We start from the raw sequence: 22,262 nt of genomic DNA, 5'->3' as shown, positions 1-22,262 counted from the left end.
TTTGCGCGGCGACGATTCAGGAGGCGGCGAGGCTCAGCGGCTGGTAGACCAGTCCGTTGAACTCGCCGACCCCGCCATCGATGACGAAGCCGTAGCGCTGGTAGGTTGGTACGGCATTCAACGAGGCGCGCACGCTCATCGCTGGCGCGCGCAGCTGTGGCAGCACGGCCTGCAGCAGGGCATGGCCGATGCCCTGGCCCTGGCAGGCGGGATCGACGAACAGCATCGCCAGATGCCGGCCTTCCTTCAGCTCGATCACACCGACGATGTCGCCGTCCTGCTCGGCGATCAGGATGTGGTTGTCACCCTGCAGGCGCTCGGCGAAGGCATCGGCGGCGGCCACCTGGGTGAACGTTGCCACGCCCTGTGCGCTGAGCGACGGTGCCACGGCTTCGTGGAAGGCGGCCATGCAGATCGCGCTGATCGCGGCCAGGTCGTCGGGGCGGGCGGGGCGGATGGGATGCATGCAGTGTTCCTTCCATGATGACGTGCGGGTGCACCGCACACGATAAGCTCGGCGCATGAACCACTTCAATGCGGCCCATGCACGGGTGTACCCGCAACACGGCCTGAGCCTGGGCCTGATGACGCCGGTCGCTGCACACGGCCTTGCCGACGTTGCCGAAGCGCAACGCATCGCGCGCCTGGCCGACGATCTTGGTTTCGCTGCACTGTGGACCCGCGATGTGCCGCTGATGGTGCCGCAGGGGCCCGATGCCACGGCAAGCGCGGTGGATGATCCTTTTCTCTGGCTTGCGCTGCTGGCCGGCGCCACCACGCGTATTGCAGTGGGCACCGCCGCCATTGTGCTGCCGCTGCGGCATCCGCTGCACGTGGCGAAATCCGCGTTGAGCCTGGACCGGATCAGTGGCGGTCGTTTCGTGCTGGGCCTGGGTTCGGGTGATCGGCCGGAAGAATTCGCGGCGTTCGGTGAAGATCTGGAGGGCAGGGCGGCCACGTTCCGCGAGCGCTGGGCGTTGCTGCGTGCGGCGTTGTCGCCGGACGAGGCCGAACGGGCGCGGCTGCGCGACGCCACCGGTGGATTCGATGTGCTGCCGGCAGCGCAGGCGCGTATTCCGATGCTGGTGGTCGGCACGGCGCGGCAGAGCCTGCAGTGGATCGCCCGCGAAGCGGAAGGCTGGGCCACCTACCACCGCGAAGAGGCGGCGCAAGAGGGTCGCATCGGGTTGTGGCAGCAGGCGCAGGGCGCCGGTGAGACCAAGCCGTTCGTGCAGTCGATGCTGCTGGACCTGCAGGCCGATCCGCAGGCACCGGCGGAAGCGCTGCCGCTGGGCCTGAAGGTCGGTCGCGATGGGCTGCAGGCCTATCTGCAGCGCGTGCATGCGCAGGGCGTGGCGCATGTGATGTTCAACCTGGTCGACAACGGGCGGCCGGTGGATGAGGTGTTGGGCGAAATTGCCTCGGTAGGTGTCCACCTTGGTGGACACGTTGTTTGATTTCCGTGTCCGCCGGGCATGGCCCGGCGCTACCGTGGCGCGCGTGCATCTGCGTATCATTCGCGTTTGATCCTGTTGCCGGAGCCGCGCGTGACCCGACGTAACCCCATGCATCCGACCGGGCGGCTGTTCGCCGTGGTCGCCTTCATCGAAGCGCTGACCTGGGCTGGCCTGCTGGTCGGCATGTGGCTGAAGTACGGCCCTTACGCCAATGTTGCCCTGGTCAAAGTGTTCGGCCCGCTGCATGGCGTGGCGTTCATGGTCTATGTCGCGGTCACCCTGTTCGCCGCCATCCGCCTGCGCTGGCCGTGGTGGGCCAGTGCGCTGGCGCTGCTGGCGGCCATCCCGCCGCTGGTGACCCTGCCGCTGGAGTGGTGGTTCCGCCGTCGCGGCCTGCTGGAGCTGCGCAGCCCTCGTTGAGACGCTGCGTTACCCAGCAGTTCGAGCGAATGGGTATCAAATGCAAATACGAGCCGTTATCATTTGATGATGCCTTCACCCCTGCCGGGGTCGGCACCTTCTTTGAAACGGCTGGTGTTCCATGCATGCACGTCCCGTCGTCGCCGGTCTGCCGGCCCTGGTCCTTGCCGCCCTGATCGGCACGATGGCGATGATGTCGTTCGTGGCGGTGATCGGGCCGGTGGTGCGCCTGCTCGGCCTGTCCGAATGGCACGCCGGTCTCTCCGTCACCGCCGCCGGCGTGCTGTGGATGCTGGCCGCGCGCCCCTGGGGCCGGCTGAGTGACCGTATCGGCCGCAAGCGCGTGCTGATGCTGGCCATGGCCGCCTACACCGTGATTTACGTCGCCCTGGCGGTGTTCATCGATGTTGCCCTGCGGGTGGTGCCGCCGGTGCTGGTGTCGGTGCTGGTGCTGGTGGGCGCACGCGGCTTGATCGGCCTGTTCTATGCGGCCGTGCCGCCCACCGCCGCCGCCCTCATCGCCGACCAGGCCCCCGCCGGCCAGCGGGCGCAGTTCATGGCGCGGCTGGGCAGCGCCAATGCGCTGGGCATGGTGCTGGGGCCGGCCGCTGCTGGGTGGCTGGCGTATCGCAATCTTCCGATGGCGCTGTACGTGGCGGCCCTGCTGCCGCTGCTCTCGCTGGCATTGATCGCCTGGCGCCTGCCGGCTACGCCGCCGGTGGCCGCTGCACAGGCGCGTGCCCGCGCACCGATGTCGCGGTTCGATGCCCGCCTGCGCCTGCCGCAGCTGGCGGCCTTCCTCGGCATGGTCTCGGTGACCATCGCCCAGATCACCGTGGGCTTCTTCGCCATTGATCGCTTCGCACTCGATGCCGCGGCCGGCGCACGCATGGCCGGCATCGCCCTCACAGCGGTAGGCGTGGGCCTGATCCTGGCGCAGGTGCTGGTGATGAAGCTGGAGGTGCATCCGCGCCGCTGGATCATGATCGGTGCGCTGATCGCCGGGCTCGGCTTCGCCTCGGTCGCCGCCGTGCAGCAGCCCTGGCAGTTGCCAGCGGCGTATGCGTTTGCGGCGTTCGGCATGGGCTTTGTCTTCCCCTCGTTCCAGGCGTTGGCCGCCGATGCGGTGCAGCCCCACGAACAGGGCGCGGCTGCCGGTACCGTTGCCGCCGCGCAGGGGCTGGGCATGGTGGCCGGCCCGATGCTGGGCACGCTGTTGTACCGCGCGGGCGCCAGCCTGCCGTATCTGCTGGTGGGCGTGCTGCTGTTGCTGCTGTGCGGCTTGGCCATGGTCCACCGCGCAAAGGAGACCGCATGAACGATTCGCTGATGCAGGGGGCGTGGCCGGAGGCTGCGCCGCCGCCTGCCTACCACGCCGACGAAGCCGCGCTGTTCCTGCTGCAGCACGCCGACCAGCAGCTGCATGCACGCGGTTGCCGCGCCAGTCTGCCGACCGGTGCGCTGGCCAGCCTGGCCGAGCGGGTGGATGCCTTCTTCGCGCAGCAGCGCGGCGGCCCGGGCCTGCTGGTGGGGGCGGTGCCGTTCGAGCCGCGTGCGGACGATGCGCTGTACCAGCCCGAGCGCGTGCTGCCCGGGCTGCGACCGCAGCATGTCGCCGCGCCGGCCCTGCGCGGCGCGCTGCAGCCGCAGCCTACGGCGCAGGACTATGCGGCGGCCGTGGCCACGGCCGTGCAGGCGATGCGTGCGGCCGATGCCAACCTGCACAAGGTGGTGCTGGCGCGCAGCCTGTTGGCGCACACCGATCTCCCCGTGGCACCGGACAAGCTGCTGGCACGCCTCGGCGCCGATCCCTTGGTGGCGACCTACGCCGTGCCGCTGCCGGTCGAGCCGGGCCAGGCGCCAGCGTGGCTGGTCGGCGCAACGCCGGAACTGCTGCTGCGCAAGCGCGGCGCGCAGGTGCTGTCGCATCCGTTGGCCGGCTCCGCCCGTCGCAGCAGTGATCCTGCCGAAGACCAGCGCGTCGCGCAGGCACTGCTGGCCTCGCGCAAGGACCATGACGAACACCGCCACGTGGTCGAGGCCATCGTCGATGGCCTGGCGCCGTGGTGCTGCCGCGTCGAAGCGCAGGCACAGCCGGTGCTGCATGCCACGGCCAGCATGTGGCACCTCGGCACGCGCATCCACGCCACGCTGAAGGATCCCGCGACGCCCGCCGCCACGCTGCTGGCCGAACTGCACCCGACGCCTGCGGTCTGCGGGACGCCACGCCAGGCCGCACTGCAGCGCATCCGCGAACTGGAACCGGTGCCGCGCGGCTTCTATGCAGGTGCGGTCGGCTGGCTGGATGCGCAGGGTGATGGCGACTGGTACGTGGCGATCCGCTGCGCACGCCTGCAGGGCACGCAGCTGCGGCTGTTCGCCGGTGCCGGCATCGTTGCCGACTCGCAGCCGGAGGCCGAAGCGGCCGAGACCGGCGCGAAATTCACTGCCTTGTTGAACGCCCTGGGTGTGCATGACCCGGCGCCCCTGATCGAGCCCATGCCATGAACAACGCTGTCTCCCCGCGGCTGCCGCTGCAGCAGGTCTGGCCCGAGGATCGGGTCGCGCGCTACCGCGCCGCCGGCCATTGGCGCGGCGAGACTTTCCCGGCCTTCCTGCGTGAGCGGGCAGAGCAGTATGCCGACGAGATCGCGGTGGTGGCTGGTGACGTGCGCCTGAGCTATGCACAGCTGTGGCACGAGGCCGGCCGAATCGGTGCCGGCCTGCTGGGCCAGGGCCTGCAGCCGGGTGACCGCGTGCTGGTGCAGCTGGGCAACACCGCCGGCTTCATCACCACGGTGTGCGGGCTGTTCCGTGCCGGCTTGGTGCCGGTGTACGTGCTGCCGGCGCATCGCCTTACCGAGCTGGTGCACTTCGCGCGCAAGGCCGAAGCCAGTGCCTACATCACCACCGATGTGCATGAAAACTTCGACCACCGCGGACTGGCGCGTGCGTTGCAGGCGGAAGTGCCGGGCATCGCGCATGTGGTCATCGATGGCGAGGCGGACGGGTTCATCGCGCTGGATGCCCTGCAGGGTGACAGCAGCGCATTGCCGCCGGACCCCGACCCGCAGTCGGTGGCCTTCCTGCAGATTTCCGGTGGCAGCACCGGGCTGTCCAAGCTGATTCCGCGCACCCACGACGACTACATCTATTCGTTCCGCGCCAGCAACGCGATCTGCGGCATCGACCGCGACAGCGTCTACCTGGTCGCGCTGCCGGCGGCGCACAACTTCCCGATGAGCTCGCCGGGCTTCTTTGGCGCACTGTATGCCGGTGCCCGCGTGGTGCTCAGCCCCGGCCCCGGCCCGGATGCCGCGTTCCCGCTGATCGCCCGCGAACGGGTGACCTGCTGCGGCCTGGTGCCGCCGCTGGCCCTGCTGTGGGCGCAGGCCGCAGCAACCAGCAAGCACGATCTGTCCAGCCTGCAGGTGCTGCAGGTGGGCGGTGCCAAGCTGGTGCCGGAAGCGGCGCGGCGGGTGATCGATGGCCTGCGCTGCACCCTGCAGCAGGTGTTCGGCATGGCCGAAGGCCTGGTCAACTACACGCGGCTGGATGACCCCGAAGACCTGGTCGTGGCCTGCCAGGGGCGACCGATCAGCCCGGATGACGAGGTGCGCGTGGTCGATGATCACGACCAGCCCGTGGCCGAAGGCGAGGTGGGGCATCTGCTGACCCGTGGTCCTTACACCATCGGTGCGTACCACAACGATGAGGTGGCCAACGCGCGCGCCTTCACCGACGACGGCTTCTATCGCACCGGTGACCGCGTGCAGCAGCTGCCGGGCGGCTACCTGGTGGTGCAGGGCCGGGCGGGCGACCACATCAACCGTGCCGGCGAGAAGATCTCCGCCGAGGAGATCGAGGACCATCTTCTGGCCCATCCCGCCGTGTTCGACGCCGCGGTGGTGTCCATCCCCGATGACTACCTGGGCGAGCGCAGCTGCGCCTTCGTCATCCAGCAGGGCGAGCCGATCAAGGGGCCTGCATTGAAGAACTGGATGCGCGGCCGCGGCCTGGCCGCGTTCAAGGTGCCCGACCAGGTGGTGTTCGTGGACAGTTTCGACACCACGGCGGTCGGCAAGATCAGCCGCCGTGAACTGCGCGCGCAGCTGCGTGCGCGTCATCTGCAACAGACAGGAGGAACGCGCTGATGGCGCTGCCCCGCATTACCCCATACCCCTTGCCGACTGCCGCCGAACTGCCGGCGCCGCGCGGCCCGTGGCGCCCGCAGCGTGATCGCATCGCCTTGCTGGTGCATGACATGCAGCGCTATTTCCTGGCGGCGTTCGACGCCGGTGCCGAACCGCTGCAACCGGCGGTGGCCAACATCGCGCGCCTGCTGGCGCATTGCCGTGCACACGGCATTCCGGTGTTCTACACCGCCCAGCATGGTGACCAGGACCGGCGCGACCGCGGCCTGCAGGCCGACCTGTGGGGCCCGGGCATGCGCCGCAGCGAGGAGCACGAACCGATCATCGATCCACTTGCCCCGCAGGCGGGTGAGCACGTGCTGGTCAAGCATCGTTACAGCGCCTTCCAGCGCAGCAACCTGGAAACCCTGATGCGCGTGCGCGGCCGCGACCAGCTGCTGGTGACCGGCGTGTATGCGCATATCGGCTGCACGGCCACCGTGGTCGAGGCGTTCCAGCGTGACATCGAGGCCTTCATCGCCGCCGATGCGGTCGCCGATTTCTCGCGCGGCGACCATGACCAGGCGCTGCACTGGATCGCCCGCACCAGCGGCGTACCGATGACCACCGCGCAGCTGCTGGAGGTGCTCTGATGGCCGCGACCAATGATGTGCTCGACCTTGAGCGCATGCGGGCCGACGTGGCGCGCGTGCTCGACTGCGAGCCGGCCGACATCGGCGACGACGACAACCTGATGGACCTCGACCTGGATTCGATGCGGATGCTCGGCCTGGTCCTGGCCTGGGGCAATACCGGGCTGCCGCTGGAGTTCTCGCAGCTGGCCGAGCACAGCACGCTGCGCCAGTGGTGGGCGGTGGTGCAGAAGCTGCAGGCGGCGCAGCAGGCATGAACGCTGCGGGGCTGGCGACGCCGGGGGCGCTGACCGAGGCGCAGTCGGGCCTGTGGTTTGCCCAGCGCCTGGCACCGGACAATCCTTCGTTCAATACGGCCCATGCCGTGTGGATCGAGGGTGCGTTGGACGTCGACGCGTTCGTGGCGGCCGCCAACCAGGCTGCTGCTGAAGCGCAGGCGTTCGCGCTGCGTTTTGCCGAGGCTGAGGACGGTCAGCCGCTGCAGTGGCACGACGCCGCCCATGTACCGTTGTTGTCAGTGCGCGATGTGTCTTCCGAAGCGGACCCCGCTGCGGTGGCGCGTGCCGCGATGCAGGCCGATCGCCTGGCGCCGGTGGATCCCAGCCGAGACCGCATCAGCCAGCAGGTGCTGTTCGATCTGGGCGGGCGGCGCTGGGTCTGGTACCTGCGCGTGCACCACTTGGCCGCCGATGGCTATGGCATGGCGTTGTTCAGTGATCGCGTGTGTGCGCTGTATGCGCGGCGCGAGGGCGAGCCATTGCCGCCGCTGGTTGGGGTGCTGGCCGATGACGCCGCCTATCGTGAAGACCCCCGTCGCGGCCTGGCGGGCCAGTGGTGGCGCGAACAACTGCAGGGCGCGCCTGCCGGTGCGGGGCTGGCCGGGACAGTAGCGGCCAGCGACGATGCGCTGCGTTTCGTGCAGCCGCTCGATGCATCCTTCCGTGACCTGCTGCTGCAGACCGCGGTGCGCTGGCTGCAGCCGTGGCCGGACGTGCTGGCCGCGCTGTCGGCCGAGTACCTGCGGCGGATGAGCGCGACCGAGGAAGTCGTGCTGGGCGTGCCCTACATGGGGCGCCTGGGCAATGCCTCGGCACGGGTGCCGGCCATGGTGATGAACGTGCTGCCGCTGCGGGTCGCGGCGGGCGAGGGCAGCGTCGAAGACGTTGTGCGCGGCATCGGCCGGCAATTGAGCCAGGGCCGCAAGCACGGGCGCTACCGGGGCGAACAGCTGCGTCGTGACCTCGGTCTGGTCGGTGCGCAGCAGCGCCTGCACGGCCCGTTGGTGAATGTGCAGCCGTTCTACAGGCCGCTGGCGCTGCCCGGCGTTGCGGCCACGCTGGAGGTGCTGTGCACCGGCCCGGTGGATGACCTGACCCTGGGCTTCCGCGGCGACGGTCAGACCCTGCTGGATCTGGAGATCGAGGCCAATCCCGCGTTGTACAGCCGCGACGACGTGCAGGCGCACGCCACCCGGCTGCTGCATTTCGTGGAGGCCGCGTTGCAGGCGCCCGCCATCGCCGACGTGCCCTTGGCAACGCCCGAGGAGGCGCAGCGCACGGTGCATGGGTTCAATGCCACCGCCCACACGCTGCCCGAAACCACACTGGTGGAGCTGCTGCAGCAGGGCATGGATCGTGATCCGCAGGCGACGGCGCTGGTCTTCGCTGACACCGCACTCGACCACGGGACGCTGGAAGCGCGCAGCTTCGCGCTGGCGGCCCAGTTGCGCGCGCTGGGCGTCGGCCCGGGCAGCGTGGTCGCGGTAGCGTTGCCGCGCTCTCTGGAGCTGGTGGTCGCGCTGGTGGCCGTGCTGCGTGCCGGCGCCGCTTACCTGCCGCTGGATCTAGCCCACCCCGATGAACGCCTGGCGCGCATCCTCGCCTCGGCGCGACCGGCCTGCGTGCTGGCCGAGGCCAGCGTACAGGCACGGCTGGGCGAGCTGCCGGTGCTGGCGCCCACGCAGTGGACCGCAGTGAGTTTAGCCGCGCCGTGGGCGCAGCCATCGCCGGACGATGCGGCCTATGTCATCTACACCTCCGGTTCGACCGGTGAGCCCAAGGGCGTGGTCATCGAGCACCGCGCCATCGTCAATCGCCTGCTGTGGATGCGCGAGCACTACGGCTTCACCGCCGATGACCGCGTGCTGCAGAAGACCCCGGCCACGTTCGACGTGTCGGTCTGGGAGTTCTTCCTGCCGCTGCTGTGTGGCGCCACCCTGGTGCTGGCCGGCCCGGAGGCGCATCGGGACCCGACCGAGCTGGCGCGGCTGATCCGCAGCCATGACATCACCACGGCGCATTTCGTGCCGTCCATGCTCGACGCCTTCCTTGCCGCGCCGGCATCGCAGGGCCTGCAGCTGCGGCGGGTGTTCACCAGTGGCGAGGCGCTGGACGCCGCGCTGCGTGATCGCTTCCACGGCCGGGTGCAGGCGGAACTGCACAACCTGTACGGCCCGACCGAGGCCGCGGTCGATGTGAGCTGGTGGCCGGCGTCCGCCGAGGATCGCTCGCGGCCGGTGCCGATCGGCTTCCCGGTGTGGAATACCCGCCTGTATGTGCTGGATGCGCGCATGCAGCCGTTGCCGGTCGGCGTGCCGGGTGACCTGTACCTGGGCGGCGTGCAGCTGGCACGTGGCTACCTGGGCCGCGATGACCTGACCGCCGAGCGCTTCCTGGCCGATCCTTTCCTGCCGGGGGAGCGCATCTACCGCACCGGCGACGTCGCGCGCTGGCGCGCCGATGGCGCGGTGGACTACCTCGGCCGCAGCGACCACCAGGTCAAGCTGCGCGGCCTGCGCATCGAGCTGGGCGAGATCGAGGCCGCGCTGCGCGAACTGCCGGGCATGGACCGGGTGGAAGTGCTGCTGCGCCACGACGCGCCGGGCGATGCGCGGCTGGTGGCGTACGTGCCCTCGTCGTGCGCGGATGCCGCGGTGCTGCGCAGCCATCTGGCCACGCGCGTACCGGATTACATGCTGCCCTCGGCCTTCGTCGGCGTGGACCACTGGCCGGTAACGGCCAACGGCAAGCTGGACCGCACGGCGCTGCCGAAGCCGCCACAACAGGAGGTCGCCGGGCTGGCGCCGCGTACGCCGCTGGAGCAGGAACTGGCAGAGCTGTTTGCACGCGCGCTGGGCCGCGAGCTGCCGGTGGCCGTTGACGCGGATTTCTTCAGCCTGGGCGGCGATTCGCTGTCGGCGGTGCACCTGCTGCTGGCCATCGAACAACGCTGGCGCTGCGATCTTGGTCTGGGTGCACTGTTTGCGCAGCCGACCGTCGCCGCGCTGGCCGCACGCATCCCCGAGCCTCCGGCGCTGGCCGACCACGCGCTGGGCCCGGTGATTGCACTGGCCACGGCGGAAAGCGCCGCGCCGCCGCTGTTCGTGGTGCACCCGGCCGGTGGCATTGCCTGGAACTACCGCACGCTGGCACGTGCGCTGCAGCCTGCGCGCACGGTCTACGGCCTGCAGTCGCCGGCGCTGGACCCGCAGCAGGCCATGCCGTCCAGCATCGAGGTGATGGCCAACGACTACGTGCGCCGCATCGCCGAACTGCAACCGCAGGGGCCGGTGCATCTGCTGGGCTGGTCGGTGGGTGGCATCCTGGCCCAGGCGATGGCGGTGCGCCTGCACGAGATCGGTCGCGAAGTGGGTGAGCTGGTGCTGCTGGATGCCTATCCCAGTGAATGCTGGCGGGCCGAGCCGGAACCGGATGCCATCGCGGCGCTGCGCGCGCTGCTGGCCATCGCCGGGCATGACCCCGATGCGCACCCGGAGCTGGACAGCCGCGAGCGCATCCTCGCCTTCCTGCGCCGCGGTGGCAGCGCACTGGGCAGCCTGCCGGACGTGGTGCTGGACGGGGTGGTGCGTGCCGTCACCGGTACCAATCGTCTGATCCGCGAGCACCACCATCGCCCGTACGATGGAACGCTGGTGCATGTGCGCGCGGGCCGCGACCACCAAGCGCAGCCACAGCTGCAGTCGGCGCTGTGGATGGCGCATGCGCGCAAGGTGCAGGCGCTGGAACTGCCGTTCCTGCACGCCGAGCTGACCGGCCGCGATGCGGTGGCACAACTGGCGCCGTGGTTGTCGACACGGCTGCGGCAGTGGGATGAAGAACAGGAGATCGCAGCATGCAGTTGACCGGTTTTGAAGGGCGCGTGGCGCTGGTGACCGGCGCCGCCGGTGGCATCGGTGCGGCGCTGGTGCGGCTGCTGGCCGATGCCGGCTGCACGGTGGTGGCGACGGATCGCGAACGTCCTGCGCTGGACGACCCACGGGTTCGCGCGCTCACGCTGGACGTGACCGACAGCGCGGCGGTGGACGCGGTGGTGGCGGATGTCGAGGCGACGGTTGGCCCGATTGCGCTGGCCGCCAGCGTGGCCGGCGTGCTGCACGTGGGTGAGGTGGCCGGCACCAGCGATGAGGACTGGCGACGCGTGTTCGCGGTCAATGCCGATGGTGTGTTCCATGTCGGCCGTGCGCTGGCGCGGGTGATGTCACCGCGGCGCCAGGGGGCGATCGTCACCGTCAGTTCGAATGCGGCCGGCGTGCCTCGCCATGGCATGGCCGCCTACGCAGCATCGAAAGCCGCAGCCACCATGTTCACCCGTTGCCTGGGGCTGGAGCTGGCGCCGCTGGGCATCCGCTGCAACATCGTCGCCCCGGGTTCCACCCTGACCCCGATGCAGACCGGCATGTGGGAGGACGCGCACGGTGCCGAGCGCGTGATTGCAGGCAACCTGGACACCTACAAGGCAGGCATCCCGCTGCGCAAGCTGGCCACGCCGGAGGACATCGCCCACTCGGTGATGTTCCTGCTCTCCGACCAGGCCGGCCACGTGGCGATGAGCGACCTCTACGTCGACGGCGGCGCCACCCTGCGCGGCTGACCGAACGCGGTAGTGCCGGCCGCTGGCCGGCATTCGCATCCTGGTAGTGCCGGCCGCTGGCCGGCAACCCGGATGAATTCCAGATTTTTCCGAACCCCCGTCACGGCAGGCCCTGACGTTCATCCCTCAACTGCCGGGCCCACCATGAGCCATGAGCAGCCATCGCCTCCGCTTCGGTCGTCGCTCGATCATCGGCCAGGCCTATGTTCTGACAACGACCACCCATCAGCGCCGTCACATTCTTGCCAGCGCCGCTGCAGCATCCTGCGTCATCGAGCAGTTCCGATACATCGAAGAAAAGGGGCTGGTGCAGTCCTTCGCCTGGGTGGTCATGCCGGATCACGTGCACTGGATGTTCCAGCTGCAGGCGTCGGAGCTTGCTGACATCGCCCGTCGGCTGAAATCATCCAGTGCGCTGGCGTTGAATCGACTCGCCGACTGCCGCAGTACGGTATGGCAGTCAGGCTATTTCGATCACGCGTTGCGGGCCGAGGAGTCGCTGGTGCGGCAGGCGCTGTACATCCTGGGGAACCCGATCCGGGCTGGTCTTGCCAGGCAGATCGGCGAGTATCCGCATGCGTGGTCGGTGTGGACGTGATGCCGGCCAGCGGCCGGCACTACCATGCGGTGATGGCCGGGCGGATGGTGATGCCGGCCAGCGGCCGGCACTACCATGCGGTGACGGTCGGGCAGATGGTGCTGCCGGCCAGCGGCCGGTACTACCGGCTTTAAGGCAGGGTCAGGCGGTAGACCAGCACGCGGTTGTCGTTGTCGTAGGCGCTGTCACAGGTTTCGCCCTGCATGCGGCAGCGGCGGGCGATGAAGTCGTTGTCGTTGCCGATCAGCAGCAGCACATCCTTCGGGTGCTGCGGGTCGAGCGCGGGCAGGATGTCCATCGCCTCCCACTTTTCCGACATCAGTCCGGCATGCGGGCCGCGCGCGGTCTCCAGGTCCAGGCCTACGCGGGCCAGCTGGGGGCGATCCAGCAGGTTCAGCAGTTCATCGCTGCGTGCCGGGGTGATGCCTTCCTTCAACACCGTGCTGGCAGGGTCGGCCAGCACCGACGCCGTGCCGGTCTCATACGCGGTGCTGGCCAGATTGCTCGCCTCGGCCACATTCACCAGCAGCACGGACTTGTAGACGATCGGGTCATCGCCGTCCTTGCCGAGACCGTTGCCATCGCGGGCCAGCAGCAGAAAGCGATTGGCATCCAGCGCGCGCAGCTCGCTCTGCGCAGCGGTGCGGTCCAGCTTGCCCTTGCCGTCGTGCGCGTAGGCGGGCAGGGCCATCACGTATTGGCCCATCGGCTGCTGCGGCGTCGGCGAGGTCGTCACGTCATAGACCAGCACGCGGGTGTTGGACCGCCCGGCGGCATTGCCCTTTGCACTGTCCTGCAGGGTGGCGCTCTGCAGGGCCACGAACAGGCGGGTGCCGTCCGGCGACAGGCCCATGCCTTCCACGCCCTGGTTGTTGCGGCGGCCGGTCTGCGGCGGTGCCAGCGAACCGAACGCAGGCTTGCCATCAGTGCGAGGCTGGATCGCCACGGGAGGGACGATCACGCCCTGCAGCTGCCCCTGGGCATCGAAGTAGTAGACGTTGGCGGTGTACTCATCGCCCACGTAGAAATGGCCATCGGCAGTAAACTGCAACGATTCGGCGTCCAGCGAGACCTTGCCCGCGCCCACGCCATCGGCCGGGGAGGGCAGCACCACCTCGCGCTGGGTGATGGTGTGCTGACCCGGGTCCGCACCGGTGAAGGGTTGTCCGTTGAAGTCCTTCAGCACCACGCCCTTGTCCGGCACGAGGGTGACCGTGCCGGGCCCGCCGGCACGCAGGTCGATGCGCAGGCGCATGCGCTCGACGCGGCCGGCATAGTCATAGAACAGGCCAGCCTCGGGATCATTGCGGCCGCGGTCGGGCAGGGTCCACAGCACGCCCTCGTAGCCGCTGGCGGTGCGCTTCCAGGTGCCTGGCTGCACCGCCAGTGAGGAGAACGAGCCCAGCGTATCGCCGAGGAAATCCACCGTGCCCGCCGGCAACCGCCCGGCCGCGACCAGCCCCTTGTCCACGTAGGTACGGCCGCCCAGCTGAAGCGTGCGCGGCGGCACGCCACTGGCTTCATGCGGGGCGGTGTATCCACTGGCGGAGAGGGTGGCCAGCAACAGGGCGGTAGCAAACATCGGTGGATTCCTCGGGATCGTTCGGGGCGCTTGGCTTAGAAGCGCACGTCGATGGTGCCGAACACCTGGCGCGGCGCCGACGCATGGAACACGTACAGCTTGCCGGTCGGATCGCTGGCGGCGAACACGCTCGAATCCAGGTTGCTGGCGTAGCGCTTGTCGGTCAGGTTGGTCACGTTCACCGACAGGCGCACGCCCTTGGCGAAGCCGACCTGGCCGAAGTCGTAGCCGCCGGCCATGTCGAAGACGGTGAAGCCGCCGAAGCCCTGGTCGTTGGTGTAGTTGTAGAAACGCTCGCCGGTGTACTTGCCGCGCAGGCTGGCGAACCAGCCGTTGTCACGCCAGGTGATCTCGGTGGCCAGCAGCTGCTTGGGTGTATCGGTCTGGATCTTGCCCTTGATCTGCTGCTCGACGCCGGCCTGCACGTAGTTGGAGGCGTAGGTCGAACGGTTCAGCGAGGCCGAGGTGTACCAGCTGAAGTGCTCGTTCGGGGCCCACAGCACGGTCAGTTCGGCGCCACGGCTGTCGACACCGCCGACGTTGTAGAAGCGGTTGCCGCAGGTCGGGCCCACCGGCTGGCGCGAGTCGCAGGGGTTGTACTGCAGCAGTCGGTTGTCGAAGCGCACGCTGTAGGCGGCGAGCGAGGTCTGCAGGGTGTCGGTGACGAAGCGGTAGCCGGCTTCGATCGAACGCGATTCCTCCGGCTTCAGGTTGCCCTGCGCATTCCAGGTGGCCTGGCTCACAGCCTGCGGGCCCAGCTTGAAACCGCCCTGGAACATGGCGATGTTCTCGGCGTAGCTGGCGAACACTTCGTGGTGGTCGGTGATGCGGAAGTTGGCGCCGACGCTGGGCAGGAAGTTCTTGCTGGCCTTCAGTGTGCCGGTCGCGAACTGGTTGTTGGAACTGGCTGAGATCGGCGTCTTCGCATCGCCTGGCAGGGCCTCTGCATCGGAGGTGGCGCGCGGGCTCTTGGCGCCGAACTCCAGGGTCAGGCGATCGTCGAGCAGGCGCCAGGTGTCTTTCAGGTAGAACTGGTGGGTCTTCCAGCGGGTGCGCTGGGCGAACACACCGGTGTCGGCCTGGCTGGTGTTCATGCCGCTCATGTCACGCGGGCCGTCCACCGCGGTCTGGTAGCGTTCGGCGCTGCTGGTGTTGCGCTCGTACCAGACGCCGCCTTCGATGCGGTGCGCGCCCAGGTCCCAATCGAACGACAGCGTGCCGCCGTCGCGGTCGATGGTGTAGATGGTGTTGCGGAAGATGATTGGGATTTCCTGTGCGGTGCCTTTGTGCGAGTACGCGCCGCTGTTCCAGTTGTGGCCTTCGCCGCGGTCGTCGTGGTGGTAGGCGACCGCGCGCAGGCTGAAGCCATCGGCGATGAAGAAGTCGCCGGTCAGGTAGTACAGGTTGTCATCGCGCAGGATCTGGCCGGCGGTGAAGGCGCCGTCGGCGTCCTTGTCAGGGCCGCTGCTGTCGCACTTGCTGGCGTTGAAGCTGGCGGTGTTGCAGTAGGCCTTGGCCACGGCCTTGTTCCAGTCCGGCGCGTAGCCGCCCCAGTCCCAGCCCAGGCCGCGCGCCATTTCGTCCTTGGACAGGTAGAAGTAGTCGGCCTGGCTGGTGCGAGAGGTGTTGACGAAGCCGGTGATCTGGCCGCCGTCGAAGTTCCACATGCCCTTGGCGTTGAACTGCTTCGTGGTCGATTCGTTGTAGGCGGTCTGGTCGTTCCACAGGTCCGACACGGCATTCATGCCCGACACGTAGCCGGAGAATCCGTTGTACTCGCCGCTGTCCACGCGCACGAAGGTGCGGCGGTTGGCATCGCTGCCGAAGGTCTGAACGACGCGGCCACCCAGCTCCTTGGCCGGGCGGTCGGAGGTGTAGGAGATGGTGCCGCCCAGGTTGCTGGTGGACGGTGTGCCGAGGCTGCCGATGCCCACGGCCAGTTCGGCGCCGGCCATGTTCTCGCTGATCAGCGCACGGTTGATGGTCAGGCCGTTGTAGTTGTTGTAGGCGCCATCGCCGAGCGGCACGCCATCCAGGGTGTAGCCCAGGCGGGTGGAATTGAAGCCGCGCAGGCTCAGGGTCATCGACTGTTCGTTGGTGCCCAGCGCATCGGCCGACTGCGCGTTGACGCCCGGCAGCAGGTTGAGTGTCTTCTGCAGGCTGGTGCCCGGCGGCAGGATGTCGAGGTTCTCGCGGGTGATGCGCTGCACCTGGCGCGCTTCACCGCTGCCGATCACCGAGACGGCGTCGAGGTCGGTTGCGGAGGCGGTGCTGGAGGTCGGGGCAGCGTCCTGCGCCCAGGCCGCGGGAGCAAGCGCGATGGACAGCGCGGCGGCCAACATAGTCTTCGTCATGTTACAGACACTCAGGCAGGCACGAGCCACCGCATGTGTGCGGAGCTCATGGAGTTCGGGAGGGGAGACAACGGATGCGACCGCTGGCGCTGCAGGCGCCGCGTGGTCAACGTGAAAATGGTGCGCTACATAGATGACTGTCTGGTGACATTGTCATCTGCGGTACAGCGCATTGCGGCGGTAGTGCCGGGGGCCGGGGGCGGCCCACCCCCGGGCGGCGGGGGGGGGGAGCGCCGCCCCCCCCCCCGGCCCCCCCCGCCCGCGCGCCCCCCGCCCCCCCGCCCGCGCCGCGGCGGCCCCGCCCCCGCCCCCCGCGGGGCGCGCCCGCCGCGCCCCCCCGCCCCCCCCGGGGGGGGGCCCCCGCCCCCCCCCCCCCCCGCCCCGCCACTACCGAGGCAACGAGCTCAGCCCGCAGTACGGGGCTTGCGCGTGCGCTTGGGCTTGGCGGTGTCCGCGGCGCTGGCTGCACCATCCTGCAACGCCTGCAACCAGGACAGTGTGTCGATGTAATCGATGAAGTGCCGCAGGTAGCCGGGGCTGGTGGCCTGCATCGTGTCCAGCATGCGCTGCACCAGCACCGCGGAATTCAACGGGCCGCCATCGGCCGGGGCCTCGGCGCGCAACGAGCGGCGCACCTGCACTTCACTGCGCAGCGCGCTCCACTCGCGGCGCACCTGGTCCAGCATCGGCAGCTGCGGGTAATGCGGCAGGCTGCGCGAGCCCGCATCCAGGTCGCGCACCAGTGCGCGCAGGCCGTCCCGTGGCGGCTGCGGCTTACTTGCCATCAGCGGCCTTCGGCTTGGGAATCGGTGCGATCTCCACGCGGCGGTTGCGCGCACGGCCGGCTTCGTCGGCGTTGGAACTGACCGGCTGCTCGCTGCCGAACGCGGCGGCAAACACCGCATCGGCCGGAACACCATCGGCAATCAGCGTGCGGGTCACCGTCAGCGAACGCTGTGCGGACAGCTCCCAGTTGTCGGCGAAGCGGCGGTTGCCATCGCGGATCGGCGCGTCATCGGTGAAGCCGCTGACCATCAGGATCTCTTCACGCGAGCCCAGGTACGCCGCCAGCGGTGCGGCCAAACTGCGCAGCAGCTCCTGGCCTTCCGGCTGCAGCTGGTCCGAGTTGAGCGCGAACAGCACGCTGCCGCTGATGCCGATCCGGCCATCGACCAGGGTCACGCGGCCAGCAGCCAGGGGGCCGGCCAGCGCCTGCTCCAGGGTCTGCAGTCGCTTGGCTTCGGCCTGGCGCTGCTTCACTTCCTGGTCCAGCCGCTGCGAAAGTTCCAGCTGCACCGCGACCACGCCGACCAGGATCAGCACGAAGGCGCCCAGCAGCACCGACATCAGGTCGCCGAATGCGGCCCAGATCGGGGCGTGTGAGCCGCCGTCGACCTCCAGTTCGTCGCTCATGCGCTGCCGGCCTTGCCACGGCGCGTGGCCAGCTGCTTCAGTTCCTCCATCACCTGCTTCTGCGACAACAGGCTGAGGTCGACCACCTCGCGTGCCTGCGCCACGTAGTAGGCCAGCTGCTCGTCGCTGCGGGCCAGCGAGGCGTCCAGGGCGCCGCCAATCTGTTCCAGGCGCCCGGATAGTTCGGTCGATGCGGCGCCGAACTGTTCGACGGCGGCGCCGAAGGTGCCGGCCAGTTGGCCGACCTCCGCCGCGCTGCCGCTGAGGTGCTCGGCGATGCCGTCGAGCTTGCCGGTCTCGGCGGCGATGTGGTCGGTGAAGCGGCTGCCGACCCGTTCCAGCAGCTCGGCCGATCCGCCCACCAGTGCGTCCACGGCGCTGCGCTGTTCGTGCGAGGCGTGGTTGATCGCCTCCAGCAGCGTCTGCACGGTAGCCAGCAGGTGGCCGCGTTCTTCCAGCATCTTGTTGTCGCGCACCAGGCTCTCGGACAGGGTGCTGCGCAGTTCGTTGATGACCTCGGCCGCAGCCTTGGGGGCGTCGGCGGCGGTCTGCAGCAGGGTGGAGACTTCGGCCAGGGTAGCGCTGGCCTGCGCGCGGCCGTTCTCGCCGATCTGCTGCGCGGTGCTGGCCAGGGTCTCGCAGACCTGCTGCTGGCGCTCGGCCAGGCCCTGCGCGATGGCATCGAGTGCCGTGCTCCACTGCTGCAGGCGCTGCGCGTCACCGGCCTGCAGTTGGGTCTGCAGGCTGGCATGTGCCTGCTGCAGCTCGGTGGCCACCGCATCCCAGCGCGCCTGGCGCTGCTGTTCGCGTGCGTCCAGGCCCGCCTGCAGCTCGGCATGTGCGTTGGCGGCGGCGGCCTGTGCGGCCTGCCAGTCCTGCGAACGCTGCGCCTCGTGATCCTGCAGCAGCGACTGGCCCGCGGCATGGCGCTCGTCCAATGCCTGCAGCAGGGCTTGCGCCTGCGTGTCCAGCTGTGCGCCGACCGCCTGCAGTGCCTGCTGCTGGCGCTCCACCAGCGCGGCGTTCACTGCCCGCTGCTGTTCCGCGGCAGCACGCCACGCTTCGGTGTTGCCGGCGGCGTCGGCCTGCAGGCGCTCGCCGATGCGTGCGAGCACGGTCTCGGCCTGCGCGCCCTGGCCGTCACTGAAGGCCTGCAGGTGCTGGCGCAGATCGGCCACCAGTGCCTGCTGGGCCTGGGTCTGCTCGGCGATGATCCTGGCCCAGCTCGCTTCGGTGGCCACGCGGCTGCGCTCGAAGCCTTCGCTGAGGCCGGCCAGCTGCTGCTGCACAGCGCTTTCGACGCGCGCATGCAGGGCCTGGCCATGGTTGGCCAGTCCTGCCAGCGTGGTTTCAGCCATCGGCTGCAGCGCGCCGGCAATGGCGGCGGCACTGGCCTCGGCGCCTTCGCGCAGCGACTGCTGCAGCGAAACCGCCAGTCGTTCCTGCAGTGCCTGGCTGTGGGTGAGGAAGTCGGACTGGCCGGTCAGCAGGCGCTCGTTGGCGGCCGTGCTGTGCTTTTCAAAGGCGCTGGTCATCGCCTGCAGCCGGTCTACCAGGGCGGGCAGGGCGGCCGACTGCGCCTGCAGCAGGCGCAGCGACTCGGCGCGCTGCCAGGCCTGCGAATACGGGTGCAGCTCGCCGGCGATGGCGCGGTCCAGCTGCTGCACGACCTGCAGGCGGTCGCGGCGCAGCAGCGCGGACAGCAGGCCGAGCATCGCCGAGCTGGCGACACCGGCAATCGAGGTGCCGAAGGCCACGGCCAGGCCCTGCACCGGCGAGGCCAGCGAGCCGCGGATGGCGGCCATGTCGGTGGCGCTCTGCAGCGCAAGGCCGGTGCCGCGCAGCGTATCCATCATGCCCAGCAGGGTGCCGAGCATGCCCAGCAGCACCAGCAGGCCCACCAGGTACGGGGTCAGCACCGGGCCGGGCAGGGCGATGCGTTCACCTTCCACGCGCAGGCGCACGGCGTTGCGCAGGCCCACCGGCACGCGCTCCAGCCACGGCGCCAGGGCGTCCTTGGCCGCGCCCAGGTCGTTCAGTGCGGTACGCAGCCCGTTGCTGGCCTGGCGATAGCGGTACAGCTCCACGCCGCCGGCGATGTAGCAGGCCGCGATGATCGCCGCCACCGCCGCGCCCAGCGGGTGCACCGCCACGTAGCCGATGCCGATCCAGCACACGGCCAGCAGGCCGACAAGGAAAACAACGACATGGAATGCAGTTCTGGACATGGTGTTCCGGTCAGTGGGAGCGCAGGGCTGCAAGCAGCCCGTGGATCGGGTGGAAGCGCAGTTCAAGCTCGGCCAACAGCAGGCTGCGCATGTCAGTGCGGAAGGACGCGCGCCAGCCGGGCTGGCCGTGCACGCGTTCGAAACGGGCGGCCAGCACCGTCGGCGCGGTGGCCAGCAGGCTGTGCTCGCGCGGGGTCAGGGTCTGTTCCATCACCGCGTCGACCTCGGCCAGCCGCGCCAGCTCCGGCGAGACCTGCACCAGCTGGTCGCGCAGGCGCCCGCGCAGGCGTCCGGTGGCGGTCTGGATGGCCTGCTGCAGCACGCGGTAACGCTGGCGCAGCGAGGCGAAGTTGGCCTGCGCGGCAGCCTCGGCCAGGTCCAGCAGACGCTCGGCCTCGGCATCCTCGCGGATCGAGGCCAGCAGGCTGGACTCGGCCTGGGCGCAGTCGGCCAGCAGGTCCTCCACCGCTTCGGCGGCCTCACCCGGTTCGGGCGGGCGGCCGTCCAGCGCCCCGGACAGGGCCACGGCACGGCTCCAGTCCACCCACTGGCCGAGGCGATCGGTCAGGGCGGGACTGCTGGCCGGCATCGCACCGTCGCTGAGACGGGCAAGCAGGCGGAGGAACTCCGGTCCACCCAGGACCGGCTGCGCGGCGTTCGCCATCAAGTAGCCAGGGGCCAAAAACCGTTGATTTTACAACCAGATGACCGCCTCTGGATGAAGGGGGCGGGCGGCCCGTGGCGGGCATGGCAGGGGAGGGTGTCGGCCGGGGCGGGCAGACGGCTTAGAATGGTCGGCTGCACTAACGCAACTGGACCTTCTGGAGCTCCTGCATGACCCTCGCGCCGTTCTATCCCATCGGTACCCCCGGCCAGCCCTGGGGCGATGCTGAACGCGCACAGTGGCGGGCCGCCCAGCAGCGCCAGCGCAGCTACCACGATGATGTGGTGGCCGCCCTGGAGCGCCTGGACGACGGTTTCGACGTGGTCCAGTACGGCCAGCTCGACTATGCGCCGGACCACTACCCGCTGTTTGCCGTGGTCAACCACGACTGGAACCCGGCGCTGCCGACCGCCCTGGTCACCGGCGGCGTGCATGGGTATGAGACCAGCGGTGTGCATGGCGCCCTGCAGTTCCTCGAAGAACGGGCCGAGCGCTACCTGGGCCGGATGAACCTGATTGTGGCGCCGTGCGTCAGCCCCTGGGGCTACGAGCGCATCCAGCGCTGGAACCCGGATGCGATCGACCCGAACCGCAGCTTCCGTGACGGCGGCCTGATCGAGGAGGCCGCCTCGCTGATGCGCTGGGTGGCCGAGCGCAAGGCCGACATCCGCGTGCACCTGGACCTGCACGAGACCACCGACAGCGACCTGCACGAGTTCGACCCGGCGCGCTGCGCCCGTGACGGCAAGCCGTTCGCGCGTGACACCATCCCCGATGGCTTCTACGTGATCGGCAACAGCGAAGACCCGCAGCACGGCTTCCAGAAGGCGCTGATCGAGGCCGTTGCGCCGATCACCCACATCGCCCCGGCCGACGCCGAGGGCAACCTGGTCGGCATGCCGCTGCAGTCGCCGGGCGTGGTCTGGGGCGAGTCGCGTTCGATCGGTGCGTGCGCCGGTTTCACCGACGCGCGCTATGCAACCACCACCGAGGTCTACCCGGACAGCCCGCGTACCAACCCGCAGGAATGCAACGACGCCCAGGTGGCGGCGGTGTGCGCCGGCCTGGATTACGCGCTGGCGCCGTAACGCTGAGATTGCTCGACCGCTGTTGGAAAAGCAGTCGAGCAAGCTCGACTCTACCAAGACAGAACCCAGGTAGCGCCGGGCCGTGCCCGGCGACTGACCTGCAGAAGCGCCGGATCACCCCTTCTGGCGCTGCTTCTGGATGGCCTTGTCCAGTGCGTCAAGGTCATCGGTGGACGACTGCAGCCACTGTGGATACTCGGCGGTTTCAACGAAACCTTCGCCACGCAGGACATCGTCCAGGTCCGGATCGTCATTGCCGCCGTGCTGCAGGAAGCCCGCCATCAGGCCCGCCAGGCGGTGCGCGGCCTGGAAGGCAGCCTGCAGCGAACCGGCCGGCTCCACGATGGTGCCGAGGAAGGCCGCGTAGGCGGCGTGGTCGACCTCGAAGTCGTCACGGTTCTTGAAGGCCTCGGCACCCAGCTGTGCCTCGCCAGAATTGTGACGGGCGAAGCCCCAGGTCCAGATGTCGAGAAAATGCAGCGCTTCCAGCTTCTGGCGTTCCTCCGCACTCAGATCGGTCGCGTCGGACAGGGCGTATTCCATGGTGGCGGCCGAGAAGGCTTCGGTGCCGGAGTTTGCGTGGAAATCGCTGAGGCTGCGCAGCGCATCGGGATGATGCGGGTCCAGCTGCAGCGCTCGGTAGATCACGCGCGCGCCTTCGATGTGGCGGCCCTCGGCGATGAAGATGTTGAGGGCGTGGTTGGCCAGCTGGGCGGCGTTGAGTTCAGCGAAGGTCGTCATCGGGGCAGGGATTGGAAACGGCTGTCCGATGGTAGGAGCAG

At 69.3% G+C, this 22,262-nt stretch carries 20 protein-coding genes; 12 read left to right on the top strand and 8 right to left on the bottom strand.

Features of this window, described 5'->3' with window-relative positions; translation table 11 throughout:
* Nucleotides 1–16: 16 nt before the first annotated feature.
* Nucleotides 17–466: a GNAT family N-acetyltransferase gene (locus ACVOK1_RS01800; RefSeq protein ID WP_481560898.1), complete on the bottom strand. Its 450-nt coding sequence runs from the start codon at nucleotides 464–466 to the stop codon at nucleotides 17–19.
* A 55-nt stretch (nucleotides 467–521) separates the two neighbouring features.
* Between ACVOK1_RS01800 and ACVOK1_RS01795 the strand changes: the two genes are divergently transcribed.
* The 11 genes from ACVOK1_RS01795 (at nucleotide 522) to ACVOK1_RS01745 (ending at nucleotide 12,285) form a co-directional block, all read left to right on the top strand.
* The gene (locus ACVOK1_RS01795) at nucleotides 522–1,457 is read left to right on the top strand and encodes a TIGR03571 family LLM class oxidoreductase (protein WP_481560897.1); all 936 of its coding nucleotides are present in this window, start codon (nucleotides 522–524) and stop codon (nucleotides 1,455–1,457) included.
* A gap of 108 nt (nucleotides 1,458–1,565) precedes the next feature.
* Entirely contained in the window at nucleotides 1,566–1,877 is a 312-nt protein-coding gene (locus ACVOK1_RS01790) for a DUF3817 domain-containing protein (RefSeq protein WP_313205324.1), read from the top strand.
* 121 nt (nucleotides 1,878–1,998) lie between these two features.
* Nucleotides 1,999–3,195: an MFS transporter gene (locus tag ACVOK1_RS01785; RefSeq protein ID WP_481560896.1), complete on the top strand. Its 1,197-nt coding sequence runs from the start codon at nucleotides 1,999–2,001 to the stop codon at nucleotides 3,193–3,195.
* Nucleotides 3,192–4,385 (top strand): isochorismate synthase, encoded by a 1,194-nt coding sequence (locus ACVOK1_RS01780; RefSeq protein ID WP_481560895.1) that lies wholly within the window; start codon nucleotides 3,192–3,194, stop codon nucleotides 4,383–4,385. Before ACVOK1_RS01785 ends, ACVOK1_RS01780 begins: the two co-directional genes overlap by 4 nt.
* Nucleotides 4,382–6,031: a (2,3-dihydroxybenzoyl)adenylate synthase gene (locus ACVOK1_RS01775; protein ID WP_481560894.1), complete on the top strand. Its 1,650-nt coding sequence runs from the start codon at nucleotides 4,382–4,384 to the stop codon at nucleotides 6,029–6,031. The genes ACVOK1_RS01780 and ACVOK1_RS01775 overlap by 4 nt, the downstream gene beginning before the upstream one ends.
* Complete coding sequence (locus ACVOK1_RS01770) at nucleotides 6,031–6,663, top strand: isochorismatase family protein (RefSeq protein WP_481560893.1); 633 nt, start codon at nucleotides 6,031–6,033, stop codon at nucleotides 6,661–6,663. Before ACVOK1_RS01775 ends, ACVOK1_RS01770 begins: the two co-directional genes overlap by 1 nt.
* Entirely contained in the window at nucleotides 6,663–6,920 is a 258-nt protein-coding gene (locus tag ACVOK1_RS01765) for a phosphopantetheine-binding protein (protein WP_108769061.1), read from the top strand. Before ACVOK1_RS01770 ends, ACVOK1_RS01765 begins: the two co-directional genes overlap by 1 nt.
* Nucleotides 6,917–10,804 (top strand): amino acid adenylation domain-containing protein, encoded by a 3,888-nt coding sequence (locus ACVOK1_RS01760; protein WP_481560892.1) that lies wholly within the window; start codon nucleotides 6,917–6,919, stop codon nucleotides 10,802–10,804. Before ACVOK1_RS01765 ends, ACVOK1_RS01760 begins: the two co-directional genes overlap by 4 nt.
* Nucleotides 10,795–11,553, top strand: a complete 759-nt coding sequence (locus ACVOK1_RS01755; protein WP_481560891.1) for a 2,3-dihydro-2,3-dihydroxybenzoate dehydrogenase — start codon at nucleotides 10,795–10,797, stop codon at nucleotides 11,551–11,553. The genes ACVOK1_RS01760 and ACVOK1_RS01755 overlap by 10 nt, the downstream gene beginning before the upstream one ends.
* Before the next feature lie 151 nt (nucleotides 11,554–11,704).
* Complete coding sequence (locus tag ACVOK1_RS01750) at nucleotides 11,705–12,151, top strand: REP-associated tyrosine transposase (protein WP_481560890.1); 447 nt, start codon at nucleotides 11,705–11,707, stop codon at nucleotides 12,149–12,151.
* Nucleotides 12,133–12,285 carry a hypothetical protein gene (locus ACVOK1_RS01745; protein WP_481560889.1) on the top strand — a complete coding sequence of 51 codons (153 nt, stop codon included), beginning with the start codon at nucleotides 12,133–12,135 and terminating at the stop codon, nucleotides 12,283–12,285. The genes ACVOK1_RS01750 and ACVOK1_RS01745 overlap by 19 nt, the downstream gene beginning before the upstream one ends.
* Here the strand turns inward: ACVOK1_RS01745 and ACVOK1_RS01740 are convergent.
* From ACVOK1_RS01740 to ACVOK1_RS01715, 6 genes are all read right to left on the bottom strand, one after another.
* The gene (locus tag ACVOK1_RS01740) at nucleotides 12,282–13,733 is read right to left on the bottom strand and encodes an esterase-like activity of phytase family protein (protein ID WP_481560888.1); all 1,452 of its coding nucleotides are present in this window, start codon (nucleotides 13,731–13,733) and stop codon (nucleotides 12,282–12,284) included. The two genes, ACVOK1_RS01745 and ACVOK1_RS01740, sit on opposite strands and share 4 nt — an antisense overlap.
* Before the next feature lie 35 nt (nucleotides 13,734–13,768).
* On the bottom strand, nucleotides 13,769–16,087 hold the full coding sequence (locus ACVOK1_RS01735) for a TonB-dependent receptor (protein WP_481560887.1): 2,319 nt from the start codon (nucleotides 16,085–16,087) through the stop codon (nucleotides 13,769–13,771).
* A 404-nt stretch (nucleotides 16,088–16,491) separates the two neighbouring features.
* On the bottom strand, nucleotides 16,492–16,872 hold the full coding sequence (locus ACVOK1_RS01730; RefSeq protein WP_164072576.1) for a DUF2894 domain-containing protein: 381 nt from the start codon (nucleotides 16,870–16,872) through the stop codon (nucleotides 16,492–16,494).
* The gene (locus ACVOK1_RS01725) at nucleotides 16,862–17,500 is read right to left on the bottom strand and encodes an OmpA family protein (RefSeq protein WP_108769056.1); all 639 of its coding nucleotides are present in this window, start codon (nucleotides 17,498–17,500) and stop codon (nucleotides 16,862–16,864) included. The genes ACVOK1_RS01730 and ACVOK1_RS01725 overlap by 11 nt, the downstream gene beginning before the upstream one ends.
* Complete coding sequence (locus tag ACVOK1_RS01720; protein WP_481560886.1) at nucleotides 17,497–19,728, bottom strand: DUF802 domain-containing protein; 2,232 nt, start codon at nucleotides 19,726–19,728, stop codon at nucleotides 17,497–17,499. The genes ACVOK1_RS01725 and ACVOK1_RS01720 overlap by 4 nt, the downstream gene beginning before the upstream one ends.
* Before the next feature lie 10 nt (nucleotides 19,729–19,738).
* On the bottom strand, nucleotides 19,739–20,392 hold the full coding sequence (locus ACVOK1_RS01715; RefSeq protein ID WP_481560885.1) for a DUF3348 family protein: 654 nt from the start codon (nucleotides 20,390–20,392) through the stop codon (nucleotides 19,739–19,741).
* A 170-nt stretch (nucleotides 20,393–20,562) separates the two neighbouring features.
* On the opposite strand from ACVOK1_RS01715, the gene ACVOK1_RS01710 reads away from it, so the two are divergent.
* Nucleotides 20,563–21,480, top strand: a complete 918-nt coding sequence (locus tag ACVOK1_RS01710; protein ID WP_481560884.1) for a M14 family metallopeptidase — start codon at nucleotides 20,563–20,565, stop codon at nucleotides 21,478–21,480.
* A gap of 114 nt (nucleotides 21,481–21,594) precedes the next feature.
* Here ACVOK1_RS01710 and ACVOK1_RS01705 read toward each other — a convergent pair whose 3' ends face one another.
* The gene (locus ACVOK1_RS01705) at nucleotides 21,595–22,221 is read right to left on the bottom strand and encodes a hypothetical protein (protein WP_481560883.1); all 627 of its coding nucleotides are present in this window, start codon (nucleotides 22,219–22,221) and stop codon (nucleotides 21,595–21,597) included.
* Nucleotides 22,222–22,262 lie beyond the last annotated feature (41 nt).

The sequence above is a fragment of the Stenotrophomonas sp. STEN087 genome, from assembly GCF_056759115.1.
The sequence above is the reverse complement of the archived record's forward strand: the minus strand, read 5'-3'. Positions and strand labels throughout refer to the sequence as shown.